This is a genomic window from Rhodococcus sp. JG-3 (assembly GCF_000482405.1).
GTDB classification, from domain to species: domain Bacteria; phylum Actinomycetota; class Actinomycetes; order Mycobacteriales; family Mycobacteriaceae; genus Rhodococcoides; species Rhodococcoides fascians.
Window position 1 is genome coordinate 638,143 of the sequence record NZ_KI519398.1, and the last position, 13,760, is coordinate 651,902.

The following is a 13,760-nucleotide window of genomic DNA, read 5'->3' on the forward strand; positions in this document are numbered from 1 at the left end:
TCCATCGAGCGGTTCCAAGGCAAAACTGTGATCAGCGTCCCAGTTTCGCCTCTGCGAGTTTCTGAAACAGGAGACTATCCTGCGCGGTCCCCGCTGAACAGCCCTGAAAAGTCGTGAAATATCACTACAGGGCCGAAAGCGGGGACTGCGACAGCAAACGCTGTCGGGTGGATCAGTTACCGATGTTGGCGCTCAGGTCCGGTGCCATGACGCGGATCTGCTCGCCCCAGTAGCCCCACTGGTGGGTACCGACGGCCGGGAACGCATACGTGACGTTGTTGGCACCGATGCTCGCCATGCGGATCTGGAAGGCGCGGCTGTTCGCCAGGGCGATGGCCTCGAGGCCCATACCGTTCGCGGTGTTGTAGTAATCGATGAAGCTCTGTGGGCGATCGAGACCGCCGGGCAGACCGCTGCCTGCGAAGACCCACACTCGCGTGCCGTTGTCACGCAAGCGAGGCGCAAAGACGAACGGGTCGTTGCGCAGCCATGCCGGATCCCACGGCGGGCCCCACATCGCGTCGATGTTGTAGCGGCCGGAGTCCAGCAGTGCCAGGCGCATCGCCTCGCGCATGCCGGGTGCGGAGATGTTCAGGTAGCCCGACAGCGAACCGGCGTAGCTGAACTGGTCCGGGTGGTACGCAGCCAGCGTGAGGGCTGCGGAGCCGCCCATCGAGATACCGATGACACCGTTGCGGTTCGGGTTGAAGCCGTAGTTCGCGCGCAGGTTCTCGCGGAGGTTCTGCGTCAGGAAGGTTTCCCACTTGTAGGTGGTCTTCTGACCGTTGAAGTTGGACGGTGCGTACCAGTCGGAGTAGAAGCTCGACTGTCCACCGACCGGCTCGACGACGTTGATGTTCCACGAGGCGAGAACTGCTCCGGCGTCGGTCTCGTGCTCCCAGCCCGAGATGTCCGTCGTGGCGCGCAGGCCGTCGAGCAGGTAGACGACGCGGTTGGTGTTACCGTCCGCTGCCCGCCACACCCGGCTCTTGATCGGGCCCATGCTCGAGTCCGTCCAGACGTCGATGGCGTTGCCGTCGAACGCTGCGTTGGCAGTTGCGCCACCGCCCGCCACGGCCAAGCCCAGTGGTAGCACCACTGCCATCAGCATGGATGTTGCGGCGCGGCGTCCCCAGGAGCCCGCTCGCTTGTCCCCGGACCGGCTCTTCCATCTACCCAGCATGCACTCGACCTCTCAGCAGCTTCGTCACATCGGTTACGCAATCAACGATTGATCTCGCAAGTTCATCATGTATGCGCCCGACCCAGGGTCTGGCGCATACATATCCTCCGCACTTATCGCACGAAGTACGTCGCCCGTTACAGGATCGAGACAGCTCATCTTCGCGTCGAGACCGAATCGGCGCAACCCGGTGATCTTCTCGTGTTCTGTCGGCTAATTATCGGCCTTCAATACAGGTGCCGGAAGATCACATCGCTGTATTTCGTATTTCGGCACCCGGTCGAATCGATAACCGGCATAGAACAACGAACGTTTCACATTCCGGACGAACAGATCCTTCGTCAGCGGTGCTCGGTAGGACGTCAGCAATTCCTGGGTGTCCGGGCAGGTCAACGCCACCTGAGCTTCGGTCACCCAGTCCTCGTCCATGTACCAGGGCAGGTACGGATGGATGCCGACCAGTCCCAGATCTGCGACGACCCAGTCCGGGTAGAGGTTCTTGTCGTGACCGATACGGCCGTTCTCGAGGCGTTCGGTGTGCGATGCCAACGGGTACGCCAGCCCCATCTGGTCGATGACCCGCACGTCGAGGCCGACGTTCATGCTCGTCATCCCCAGGTTGAGGAAGTAGACGGTGTGACCGAATCCACCCTCGGGGATCGGGAGGGGCGGCGGGACGACATCCCAGTAGGTGAATTGCGCGGACGGCAGCAGCAATCCGCCGTCCGGGGTGTCGTCGATCGCCTGAACCATCGCCCGCATCCGCGGATAGTCGAGATAGTCCGACGCCAGGATCGGATGAGCGTGCCCGGTGTTGAGCGAATAGAACGCTCGTTCGTCGACGATTCCGCTTCGTCCGACGATCGAGCCCTGGGGCATTCCCGTCGTGTTCGCCGCAATCACAGCCCAGAAGACGATCCCACCCCAGACGAATACATCTGCGACGAAAACAGCAGTCGCACGATTACCGGACCATCGTTGCGGGAGCGCGACGGGCAATATCGAAATGGGCAACAGCAGCGTGAACAGGGCGGGCAACAATGTTCGCCCGTGCATGAAATCGCCACCGACTCGAATTGCGTAGACCGCGAGCAACAATCCACTGACGAGCACGAATACGACGACAGCGGTCGGCGTGCGCAACGCGGCGAGCAGGCCGCCCACTGATCTGGGCAGCGTCGGGCGCACTCGTGTCACCGACAGGGCGGCACCGAGCAGGAGCAGCACCAGCGGGAGCCACAGTAGGTACGGTCCCATCAGGTTGGTCAGATACGCCCACCCTTGCGACCACTTGGCACCGCCGGCGTCCTTGGACACTGCGGTGTTGGGGTACGGAAGGCCGTAGTAGCCCATGCGCCAAATTTGGTACAGCACGGGAACCGCGCCCGCGAATGCGAACACGCGCAGCCTCGACAACCACGTCTGCGGGGCGAGGAAGATCATCGCGAGTGCCAGAACCGACACGATGGACAGCTCGGGGCGCACCAGCGGGCCCAGGCCGGTGAAGAAGGCCAGCAGCAGCAGCTCGACGCCACCGCCACGGCGTTGCCCCCACCGCACCATCAGCAGCCACAAAACCGCCAGCCAGAAGATGACCAGGCAGGTCTCGAGTCCGGACGTGGCGAAGTCACGGGCCGGCGGTACCGCGATGTACACCAGTACACCGGCGGGGAGGAAGAGAGTGCGTGACGCAGTGCGCCCACGCAGGGCGAACGTGCCGATCATCGCGATGACGACGGCCGCTGTGGACAGCACGAGCGCGATCGTCAGGACCACGTACTCGAGCCGGCCGTCGCTGAGCCAGCTACCCGCGTAGACGAGGTACGTCCAGATGGTGCTCGTGTTGGTCTCGACCCGCTCGCCCGCGTTGAACACCGGGCCGTTGCCGGCCAACAGGTTGCGGACGGTGCGCAGGACGATCAGGCCGTCGTCGGCGATCCAGCGACGTTCCCAGGCACCCCACAGAAACAGGGCACCGGTGACGACGGTCCCGACCCAGAAGACCGCCCTGGTCGAGACCGCCGGTGCCGGGGTGTCTTCTCGCGTGTCTCGCTGGTCAGGCGAGGTAGACAGCGACACCAACCACTCCGATCCACGCTATGGCGAGTAGCTGGAGAACCCTGTCTCCCAACGCGATCTCTTCGGGTTCGCCTGCCTCGCCGCCGTCTACATCCACTGCGTATCGCAGGATTGCGATAGTAAACGGAATCATCGAGATGGCGAACCAGTTGGAGTCCGTTTCGGCGTCCTGTTGAAAAGCCCACAGGCCGTAGCAGATGACGACGGCCGTCGCGGACAGCGTCCACACGAAGCGCAGATATGTCGTGGTGTAGTTCTCGAGCGACTTACGGATCTTCGCCCCGGTGCGTTCGGCCAGTTGCAGCTCGGCGTAGCGCTTGCCTGCCGCCATGAACAGCGAGCCGAACGCCATGATCAGCAGGAACCACTGCGAGAGCGGGATCGAGGCAGCGACGCCACCGGCGATCGCGCGGAGCAGGAAGCCCGAGGAGACGATGCAGATGTCGAGCACGGCCTGGTGCTTGAGGCCGAAGCAGTACGCCAGCTGGATGACGATGTAGACGCCGATGACCAGCGCGAGCTTCCAGTTTGCGAAGAACGACAGGCCGACGGCGAGTCCGAGCGACACCACGGCCATCGCGTAGGCGATCGTGACGGGCAGGACTCCTGCAGCGATCGGCCGGAACCGCTTGGTGGGGTGCGCGCGGTCGGCCTCGACGTCCATGGCGTCGTTGACCAGGTAGACACCGGAGGCGGCGAAGCAGAACACGATGAACGCGAGCGCGACGGACAGCAGCACGTCGCGATCGGTGACCGAGCCTGCCGCCAACGGCGCGGCCAGGACCAGCACGTTCTTGACCCACTGACGCGGGCGAAGCGCCTTGACGATGCCGTCCGCCAGATTCTTCGGCGGTGCGCCTACGGGTGCGGCATCCTCGCTCATTTGTCTCCTTCGAACTTCACGACGGCAGCAGCCGTCAACGCGCCGAGTGCAGATCCGGCCAGCACGTCGGTGGGGTAATGGACTCCGAGCACCAAGCGCGAGAGCAACATGGGTGGGACGAGGACCGCCGGTAACGGTAGCCCGGTCACGCGGCCGAGGAGAACCGCAGCCGCTGTGGTGGATGTCGCATGCGACGACGGGAAACTCAGCTTGCTCGGCGTCGAGACATTGATCCGGACGGCCGGATCGTGGGGACGTGGCCTGCGCACGATGCGCTTGATGACGATGGACGCGGCATGCGATCCGACGGCACCGACGGCCACCGACGCCCACTGGCGTCGCCGCGGCGCGTCCAGAGCAGCGCCGATACCTGCTATCGCCACCCAGCCGAGGGCATGTTCGCCGAAGTGCGACATCCCGCGCGCGACGGTGATCGCACCGGGGGCGCTGCCGACCGTTGCCTGCACCTTCTCGAGGATGCGCACTTCGGTCGGCACCTCGGTCTGGCCTTTACGCCTGGTAACGAAAGACACGTTCCCACGTTTCCTTACTGGTCAGGTGCGGCACGGCATCACGGTATCGAGCCTTGAGCGCAGGGAATTCGGCTGCCAACTGCTTGCGCAACGACAGCGCTTCCTTCAGCAACGCCGCCGCCTGCGCACGGTCGCGCTTGCGGTAGACCACGCCTCGACCGTCGGCTGTCGTGACGGTGACGCCGTCGACCTGGGACAGCAGGAACCAGCGCGCGTCGAGAGTCGGCACATTGAGCTGCGGACGCTCGTGGTGCTGCTCGTGCGCAGGCTTGACGTTGTGCAGCAAGCCCTTGGCCAGACGACGGACCTTGGAGATCGGGTTGGTCGGCAGGCCGACGGCTCCGACTTCCTCACCGGATGCGAGCGGCAGCTCAGTAGAACTGCCGACGACGACGGCGTCGGGGAATTCCTTGCGCAGTGCGTGCACCGTCGGGAGCGCGGTGGGCAGGATCTCCAGGATGTGCTCGGGACCGGCCAGGAAGTCACGGATCGCGAGGTTCTGGATGGCGACCGTCGAGTACTCGAGGCACAGCAGGTGCTTGACGGTGGCCTTGATGGTGTCCAGAACCAGGCCCTTGCCGTCGCCCGGCATGTGCAGCGACGCGACAACGAGACGGTTGCGCAGGTGGAAGTACGCCTGCCAGTCGATGGCGTCGTCCTTGTCGCTCCACGCCATGTGCCAGATCGCGGCACCCGGCAGCGTCACCGTCGGGTAGCCGGCTTCGCGTGCGCGCAAGCCGTATTCGGCGTCGTCCCACTTGATGAACAGGGGCAACGGCTGCCCGAGTTCCTCGGCGACGACGCGCGGGATCATGCACATCCACCAGCCGTTGTAATCGACGTCGATGCGGCGGTGCAGCAGCTTGCTGGTGCGCAGCGGGTCCTCGGAGAAGTCGTGGTCGTATTCGACGTTCTGCGCGCCGGTCCACATGAAGTTCCCGCGGTCGATCACTTCACCCATGACGTGCAGGTGACTACGCGCCTGCAGATTCAGCATCTGGCCGCCGACGAGCGTGGGCACCTTGGCGAAACGCGACATCGCCAACGCCCGCAGAATCGAGTCGGGCTCGATCTCGATGTCGTCGTCCATGAACAGAATGTGCTGGCACGCAGTGTTGTTCAGCGCCTCGAACATGATCCGGCTGTAGCCACCGGACCCACCGAGGTTCGCCTGATCGTGGATGGCGAGGCGGCCGCCGAGTGCGGCTGCGGCCTCGTCGAAGCCGGGTTCGTCCTTTGCCTTGCGGGTGCCCTGATCCGGCATGATGACGGCCTGGATCACGTCGAGCACCAACGGGTCCGAGCCAAGGGCGACAAGCGCTTTGACGGCGTCGGTGGGTCGATTGAACGTGGGGATGCCGACGGCGACGGTCGCCTCGCCGGGAGCCTCGATCGGCGCGTACCAACCCGCGCTCTCGAGGACCACCTCGGAGTCGGAGGTGATGTCGAACCAGATCCACCCGCCGTCCTCGAACGGGCCGAGGTCGATCAGAAACTCTTGCGCCGCATCGCCGTCCACGGCCTCGCGGCCCTCGACGTGGATGCGCGACGCATCGGCCTTGGACCGGTAGACGTCGATCCGGCAGTGGCCGGACACCTCGACGCGCAGCACCACGGACTTCAGGACGCTGTAGCGCCGCCAGTAGCTCGCCGGGAATGCGTTGAAGTAGGTGCAGAACGACACCTCGGACTCGCCGCCGATGGTGAGCGAGGTACGCGAGAGCGAGTGCGCGCGTTTGGCATTGGTGGTCGCTTCTTCGAGGTACAGCGTGCGCACGTCGAGCGGCTCACCCGAACGGGGCAGCAGAACACGCTGCAACAGCGATATTCCGAGGACCGGCGCGACGTCTGCCACCCCGTCCTCGAGCAGATGCTTGGCGGTCATTTGTCCCCCGCCAGGGCGGTGCCGGTCTCGAAGTGCGGGGCCAGGGTGTTGTCGTACATGTTCAGTGCGCTCGCGATGGCCATGTGCATGTCGAGGTACTGGTACGTGCCGAGTCGACCACCGAACAGCACACCGTTGGAGGCCGTCTCGGCCTTCGCGCGGTTGCGGTACGCCTCGAGCTTCTGCCGGTCGTCGGGGGTGTTGATCGGGTAGTACGGCTCGTCGCCGCTCTCGGCGAAACGTGAGAACTCGCGCATGATGACCGTCTTGTCGGTCGGGTACTCACGCTCGGGATGGAAGTGGCGGAACTCGTGGATCCGAATGAACGGCACGTCGCCGTCGTTGTAGTTCATCACCGGCGTTCCCTGGAAATCGCCGACCGGGAGCACCTCGGTCTCGAAATCGATGGTGCGCCAGCCCAATTCGCCCTCGGAGTAGTCGAAGTAGCGGTCCAGCGGCCCGGTGTAGACGATCGGGGCGTCCGGGCTCTCGGCGACCAACTCGTCGCGAACATCGAACCAGTCGGTGTTCAGGCGAACGTCGATTTTCTCGTCGCGTGTCATGTTCTCGAGCCACGCGGTGTAGCCGTCGACCGGCAGCCCCTCGTAGGTGTCGTTGAAGTAGCGGTTGTCGAAGGTGTAGCGCACCGGCAACCGGGTGATGTTGCCCGCGGGCAGTTCCTTCGGATCGGTCTGCCACTGCTTGGCCGTGTAGTCCCGGATGAACGCCTCGTAGAGCGGACGTCCGATCAGCGAGATTGCCTTCTCCTCGAAGTTCTGCGCGTCCTTGGAGTCGAACTCACTGGACTGATCCTCGATCAGGGCCCGCGCCTCGGCCGGGGAGAAGAACTTCCCGAAGAACTGCGAGATCAGCCCCAGGCCCATCGGGAACTGGTACGACTGACCGTTGTGCAGCGCGAAGACGCGGTGCTGGTAGCCCGTGAAGTCGGTGAACTGGTTGACGTAGTCCCACACGCGCTTGTTGGACGTGTGGAACAGGTGCGCACCGTACTTGTGGATCTCGATACCCGTCTCGGGCTCGGCTTCCGAGTACGCGTTGCCGCCCAGGTGGTGCCGCCGATCGAGAACGAGAACACGCTTGCCCAGCTGGGACGCCGCCCGTTCTGCCACGGTCAGACCGAAGAACCCGGATCCGACGACGATGAGGTCGTAGCGGCCGGTCGCGGTGGCGTCGGAAGAGGTGGTCTCGGGGCTTACAGCAGTCACGGGCAACCAGGGTATCCGACGATCGTGACGGCTCCACCCCGCCAGGCACCGCCCGGCCGGTCCGGTGTCAACCTGGCAGGCGTCGGAGCAGGTAGGTATCCATCACCCAGCCGTGTGCCTCTTTGACCTCGGCGCGGGCGCGGCGAATGTCGTCGAGCACGTCGTCGAGCGGCCCGGCCACGAGCTTCTCGTCGGTCGTACCCAGGTTGGCTCCCCAGTGGATGCCCCAGCCTGCGCCGGTCAGCGCACTGCAGGCCAGGTTGCCGTCGAGCATGACGACGAGGTTGTCCAGCCCGGCTGCGACGTCGCCGGCCAGGTTCCTGCCGGTGGTGATGACGATCGGGCCCCCGATGCGATTGAGGACGAGTCGATGACTCGCCGCCAGCATGGACACGCTGGAGATGCCGGGTGTGACATCGAACTCGATGTCGCCGCGCAGTTGGGCGATCCGCTCGACGACGCGGATCGTGCTGTCGTAGAGCGCGGGGTCTCCCCAGACGAGAAACCCCACGACGGTGCCGTCGGCGAGACCGTCGAGCACGTCGGCGTACGCCCGGGCGCGGGCGTCGTGCCAATCGAGGACCGCGGTCTCGTACTGCCGAGGTGACCGGTCGCGTGGGGGGTCGGGCACCTCGATGACCCGGTAGCTTCCACCGTGGTGGCGTTCGAGGATCTCCTGCCTGGCTGCTGCGAGATCCCCGACGGACGCACCCTTGTCTGCCACGACGAACACGTCCACGGCCCGCAGCTTCTCGACGGCTTGCACCGTCACCTGGTCCGGGTGACCACCGCCGATGCCGATCAGATGGATTTTCACGAGCGGTCCCGGCAGGCGTCGTACAGGTGGGATTCGGCGACGACACGACGGGCCAGAGCAGGACCGACGAGGATCACCGCAGCTTGACGAAGGCCGGCGGCCTCGACCTGGTCGGCGATGTCGGCCAGAGTGCCGCGCAGAACGATCTCGTCGGGCTTGCTGGCATGGAAGACGACCGCGGCGGGGCAGTCCGAGCCGTAGAACTGCGCCAACTCGTCGGCGAGGACACGGGTGCGGGTGATGGCCAGATGCAAAGCCAACGTCGCGCGAGTGGCGGCGAAGTTGGCCAGCGCCTCGGTGTCCGGCATCGCCGTCGAGCGGGCCTGCGCGCGAGTGAGGACCACCGATTGCGTCACCTCGGGAACGGTCAGCTCGACGCCCAACGTGGCCGCGGCGGCCGCGTAGGCGGGCACTCCCGGGGTGACGTCCCACGGCACACCCGCGGCGTCGAGTCGAGCCGACTGTTCTGCGATCGCGGAGTAGAGGGAAGGGTCACCCGAGCACAAGCGTGCGACGTCGTCCCCGCGCTGGTCGGCCGCAACGAGTTCGGCGGTGATGGCATCGAGATCGAGCTTCGCGGTGTCGACCAGGCGAGTACCGGCCGAGCAATGTTCGAGGATGGCGTCGTCGATGTAGGTACCGGCGTAGACACACACCGGACTGGATCGCAGGAACTCGACGGCCCGCAGCGTGAGCAGGTCTGCCGCTCCGGGTCCGGCTCCGATGAAGTGCACAGTCACAGGTGGAAAGCGTAGGTGACGCGCCCGACGCGCCGCGCCACTGGAACTTCCCGGCTGTGGCTAACTGTCAAGCTAAGGTTTAGCCTTGTGTCTGATGGGACTCATGTTGCTGATGTGATTCATGTTGTTCAGCAGTGGAGATCCTACGACGCGTACCTACCACCAACCAGGGAGTACCGCCTTGCCGAACCGTCGAACGAAGCCGTCGATCGTTCTCGGTGCTGTCGCACTACTCGCCGTCGCGACCCCGTTTGCGGTCGCAGGGCTGACAGACAGCACGACCACCGGAGTTCGACCGGCCAACGAGACAACCCCGGTCACCGTGCCGACGAAGATCGTCGAGACCGCGCTGAGCGCTGCGCCGGACATCGTCATTCCGCTGCAGGAGCTCACCGGCCTGCCGCTGCCCGATCTGCGGCTCTCCGATCTGAAATACCTGCCGCTGCCGGACTCCATCGTGATCCCGCCGATCGAGATTCCCGACATCCCGGGTCTCACGACGCCGGCTCCGGGTGGCGCAACCGCGCAGGCCCCGATCCCCAGGGTGGACGCCTCGGCACCGGTCAATCCTGAGGCTGCCGACCCCACCGGTCCGCCGCTCGGAGCCGCAGTCAAGGAAATCTCGCAGGACACCCCGTTCAGCATGGTGGCGTTGACCTCCGAGCAGCTGAACGGCGCGAGCGCACAGGTTCGACGGCAGCTCGAGGACGGATCCTGGGGCCCGTGGCTGCAGACCGCACCGGTGGATACCACTGCGAGCGACGCCGTTCCCGCTGCGGAAAAGCAGGGCACCGAACCGATCTTCGTGGGGCTCACCAAGGCCGTGCAGGTGCTGTTGACTCCGCTGACGAGCAGTGCTGCTCCCGAAAGCTTCGCAACGCCGCCGGTTCCGGAGGTCCCGGTTGTTCCGCTGCCTTCCGATGCCACTGCACCTGCTCCCGCCGTTGCGGAGCAGCCTTTGGGCTACACACCCGCGTCGTCGAGCAAGCCGCTGCGCCAACAGAATCCGGCACCGATAGAGCCTGCTGCGCCCGAAGCCGCTCCTGAGGTGTCGGCCGAGCAGTTGGCGTCGGCAGTGAGCGACATCAGCGCCGTGCTCATCACCCCCGGCACGTCCCCCGCCGATTCGGCGTTGAGCGACCTCGCTACTCCGGTGGCGGGCGATGCAGGTCCCAACGTCATCACCCGCGCCCAGTGGGGTGCCGACGAGTCGATCCGTTGCGCCAACCCGACAATCGACGATTTCATCGGCGGTGCCACCGTGCACCACACCGCAGGCAGCAACGACTACTCGAAGTCCGAATCGGCCGAGATCGTCCGCGCCATCTACGCGTACCACGCACAGACTCTGGGCTGGTGCGACATCGGCTACAACGCACTCGTCGACAAGTACGGCCAGATCTTCGAGGGTCGCGCCGGCGGCTTGGACAAGCCGGTCCAGGGTGCGCACGCCGGTGGATTCAACGAGAACACCGTCGGAGTGGCCATGATGGGCGACTACTCCACTCAGGATCCGTCGCAGGAGACCGTCGATTCGGTCGGCAAGTTCCTCGGCTGGCGACTCGGCAAGGCCGGTCTGGATCCCAAGGGGACCACGACGATGACCTCCGAGGGAACGGATTTCACGTTCATCGGCAAAGGCAAGACCGTCGACCTGCCGGTGATCTTCGGTCACCGCGACGTCGGCAACACCGAATGCCCCGGTGACGCCGGATACGCCAGGCTCGGGGAGATCCGCGACATCGCGGCCGCGAACCTCGGCGGCGGCGACGACGTCACACCGGCAGCACCCGAGACCGCGCCCGATGCCACCGCACCGGATACCGCGGTGACCGACCCGGCACCGTCACGTCCGGGCACGGACGTCAGTTCGACTCTGGGCGAGAACATCCCGGCCCTGGTCGCAGAATTGCAGCGCCTGGCGTCGACGAGCCCCGTCGCGCAGAAGTGGTTGTCCTCGGGCGGCGAAACCGGCGCTCTCGGCGTACCGGTCAGCGGCCTGGTTCAGGTCAGCGGCGGCCGCGAGAAGGCTCAGTTCCAGAACGGCGAGATCATCACCAACATGGCCGGCCAGGCCGTGGCCGTCATCGGCAAGATCTTCCAGCAGTACCTGCAGCAGGGTGGCGTCGACGGCGTCCTCGGTCTGCCGCTCACCGACGAGTTCAAGGTGCCGGAGGGCTTCCGCACGGACTTCGAGAACGGTTCGCTCATCTTCAACGAGCTCACCGGCATCGTGACCACGGTCATCAAGACGTACAACGACACCTACAACGCAGAAATGCAGAAGCCGGTCGCCGCGCCGGTGGAGCCGGCACCTGTTGCCGAGCCCGCTCCGGCACCGGAGCCCGCACCCGCGGGCTGAGTTCAGACAGTCGACAAGGGCCGAGTCACCGTGGTGACTCGGCCCTTGTCGTGTTCGATGCGCCCCTGTACCGGCGTATCACCACCAGCGTTCGAGTACCTGCGCCACTCCGTCGTCTGCGTTGGTGACGGTCACTTCGTCCGCGGCGGCGACGGCAGCCGGATGCGCGTTGCCCATGGCGACGCCCAGGCCGACCATCGACAGCATCGGGACGTCGTTGGGCATGTCCCCGAAGGCGACGATGTCGGCGACGTCCACGGACAGGGTCTCGGCGACCTTCGCCAGGCCCGACGCCTTCGTGACGCCCGGCGCCGACAGTTCGATGAGCCCGTTGTCGGTGGAGAAGGTCAGGTCGGCGCGGCCGGAGATCAGCGGCGAGAGAATGTTCGCCATGTGGCCGCTGGTCGATCCCGACAGACGTATCAAGAGCTTCACCGCGGGGACGTCGACGACGTCGTCCTCGGACATCTCGACGTTGTCGGGATTGAGCCACGCGTGCTCGTAGCCGGGCGAGCTGACGAACTGCGGCGTCGCCGCGTCGTGCGCCGATCGACCGACGCGCTCGGCCGCGAGACCGCAGCCGGGTAGCGCGCGGTACGCGACGTCGGCCAGCCACTGCAGCGTCTCGACATCGAGGGTCTCCGCACTGAGCACGCGATCGGTGGCCGCGTCGTAGATGACCGCACCGTTGGCGCACACCGACATCGGCGCGTATCCGAGACCGTCGACGACGGGGTGGATCCACCGCGGCGGCCTACCGGTGGACAGCACGAACGGCACTCCGTCCGCTACGACGGCTGCGACAGCTCGCTTGGTGCGTTCACTGACACGTTCGTGCTGGTCGAGCAGGGTCCCGTCGACATCGCTGGCGACGAGGCGAGGGGCGAGGCGGGTGGTGTTCGGCGCGTTGGTCATCGTGACGTCATTCTGCCCTAGTGTCGAAGGACCCTGTTTTCGACATGCACGTCTTCGATGTGGAAGGAACGGTAGATGACATCCGTGAACCGTCAGATCCGCTTGGCTCAGCGGCCCGTGGGGCGTCCCGACGAGTCGACGTGGGATCTCACCGAGGAACCCATCCCCACCCCGGGCGACGGCGAATTCGTCGTCACCGTCGACTACGTTTCCCTCGATCCCGCCATGCGCGGTTGGCTCAACGATGCGCGCTCGTACGTGCCTCCCGTCGGCATCGGTGAGGTGATGCGTGCTCATGCCGTCGGCCGCGTCCTCGAGTCCCGGCATCCGGATTACGCTGTGGGCGAGGTCGTTTCGGGCTCGTTCGGCGTCACCGAGCATGCGATCTCGGACGGGTCGGGAGTGCAGAAGGTCGACGAATCGATCGCACCGGCACCCACGTGGCTCGGTGCCCTCGGCTTTCCAGGATTGACGGCCTACTTCGGGTTGATGGACGTCGGCAAGCTGGCCGAGGGCGATACCGTCGTCATCTCCGGAGCGGCTGGCGCCGTCGGCAGCATCGCGGGTCAGATCGCGAAAGCCAAGGGAGCCAACGTGATCGGGATTGCCGGCGGACCCGAGAAGTGCGCCTGGCTCACCGAGGAGCTGGGCTTCGACGCAGCGATCGACTACAAGAACGAGTCGGTGTACAAGGCCCTCAAGGCCGCTGCGCCGAAGGGCATCGACGTGTATTTCGACAACGTCGGCGGCGAGATTCTCGATGCGGCGCTCTCGCGCCTGCGTAAGGGTGCGCGAGTGGTGTTGTGCGGGGCCATCTCCGGCTACAACGCCACCGAACCGCAGCCCGGACCCGCGCACTACCTGTCTCTGCTGATCAACCGTGCGTCGATGACCGGGTTCATCATCTTCGACTATCTCGATCGCTATCAGGAAGGCGTCGACGCTCTGTCGGAGTTGCTCACCAGCGGCAAGATGACCGCGCGCGAGCAGATCGAGATCGGCGGAATCACGGCGTTCGGATCGACGCTCAACCTGTTGTTCGACGGTGCCAATACCGGCAAACTCGTCCTGGAGGTCGGCGAACGCACCCACGATTCGGAATTATGAGGACGACTCGTTCGTTGGACCCCACGTATC

Annotated in this window: 11 protein-coding genes; 2 read left to right on the top strand and 9 right to left on the bottom strand. The window is 65.3% G+C overall.

All coding sequences use genetic code 11. The annotated features are described in order from the left end of the window. Positions 1-172: 172 nt before the first annotated feature. The 8 genes from K414_RS0104235 to cobM form a co-directional block, all read right to left on the bottom strand. The gene (locus K414_RS0104235) at positions 173-1,183 is read right to left on the bottom strand and encodes an alpha/beta hydrolase family protein (protein WP_174557192.1); all 1,011 of its coding nucleotides are present in this window, start codon (positions 1,181-1,183) and stop codon (positions 173-175) included. A 213-nt stretch (positions 1,184-1,396) separates the two neighbouring features. Next, positions 1,397-3,262 carry a flagellar motor control protein ZomB gene (gene zomB / locus K414_RS0104240; protein WP_027494813.1) on the bottom strand — a complete coding sequence of 622 codons (1,866 nt, stop codon included), beginning with the start codon at positions 3,260-3,262 and terminating at the stop codon, positions 1,397-1,399. Further along, complete coding sequence (locus tag K414_RS0104245) at positions 3,240-4,145, bottom strand: decaprenyl-phosphate phosphoribosyltransferase (RefSeq protein ID WP_027494814.1); 906 nt, start codon at positions 4,143-4,145, stop codon at positions 3,240-3,242. Before K414_RS0104245 ends, zomB begins: the two co-directional genes overlap by 23 nt. Continuing rightward, the gene (locus K414_RS0104250) at positions 4,142-4,678 is read right to left on the bottom strand and encodes a phosphatase PAP2 family protein (RefSeq protein WP_174557191.1); all 537 of its coding nucleotides are present in this window, start codon (positions 4,676-4,678) and stop codon (positions 4,142-4,144) included. The genes K414_RS0104245 and K414_RS0104250 overlap by 4 nt, the downstream gene beginning before the upstream one ends. After that, on the bottom strand, positions 4,656-6,563 hold the full coding sequence (locus K414_RS0104255; RefSeq protein ID WP_027494816.1) for a glycosyltransferase: 1,908 nt from the start codon (positions 6,561-6,563) through the stop codon (positions 4,656-4,658). Before K414_RS0104255 ends, K414_RS0104250 begins: the two co-directional genes overlap by 23 nt. Then, complete coding sequence (gene glf / locus K414_RS0104260) at positions 6,560-7,789, bottom strand: UDP-galactopyranose mutase (protein WP_027494817.1); 1,230 nt, start codon at positions 7,787-7,789, stop codon at positions 6,560-6,562. The genes K414_RS0104255 and glf overlap by 4 nt, the downstream gene beginning before the upstream one ends. A 67-nt stretch (positions 7,790-7,856) precedes the next feature. Next, positions 7,857-8,606, bottom strand: a complete 750-nt coding sequence (gene cobF / locus K414_RS0104265) for a precorrin-6A synthase (deacetylating) (protein WP_027494818.1) — start codon at positions 8,604-8,606, stop codon at positions 7,857-7,859. Then, the gene (gene cobM / locus K414_RS0104270; RefSeq protein WP_027494819.1) at positions 8,603-9,346 is read right to left on the bottom strand and encodes a precorrin-4 C(11)-methyltransferase; all 744 of its coding nucleotides are present in this window, start codon (positions 9,344-9,346) and stop codon (positions 8,603-8,605) included. Before cobM ends, cobF begins: the two co-directional genes overlap by 4 nt. Before the next feature lie 181 nt (positions 9,347-9,527). Here cobM and K414_RS0104275 point away from each other — a divergent pair, with 181 nt between their 5' ends. Continuing rightward, positions 9,528-11,708, top strand: a complete 2,181-nt coding sequence (locus K414_RS0104275) for an N-acetylmuramoyl-L-alanine amidase (protein WP_027494820.1) — start codon at positions 9,528-9,530, stop codon at positions 11,706-11,708. Positions 11,709-11,786: 78 nt separating this feature from the next. On the opposite strand, the gene K414_RS0104280 is transcribed toward K414_RS0104275, so the two are convergent. Then, the gene (locus K414_RS0104280; protein WP_027494821.1) at positions 11,787-12,623 is read right to left on the bottom strand and encodes a Cof-type HAD-IIB family hydrolase; all 837 of its coding nucleotides are present in this window, start codon (positions 12,621-12,623) and stop codon (positions 11,787-11,789) included. Positions 12,624-12,698: 75 nt separating this feature from the next. Here K414_RS0104280 and K414_RS0104285 point away from each other — a divergent pair, with 75 nt between their 5' ends. Continuing rightward, a complete protein-coding gene (locus tag K414_RS0104285) occupies positions 12,699-13,730 on the top strand; it encodes an NADP-dependent oxidoreductase (RefSeq protein WP_027494822.1) in 1,032 nt (343 codons plus the stop codon). Positions 13,731-13,760 lie beyond the last annotated feature (30 nt).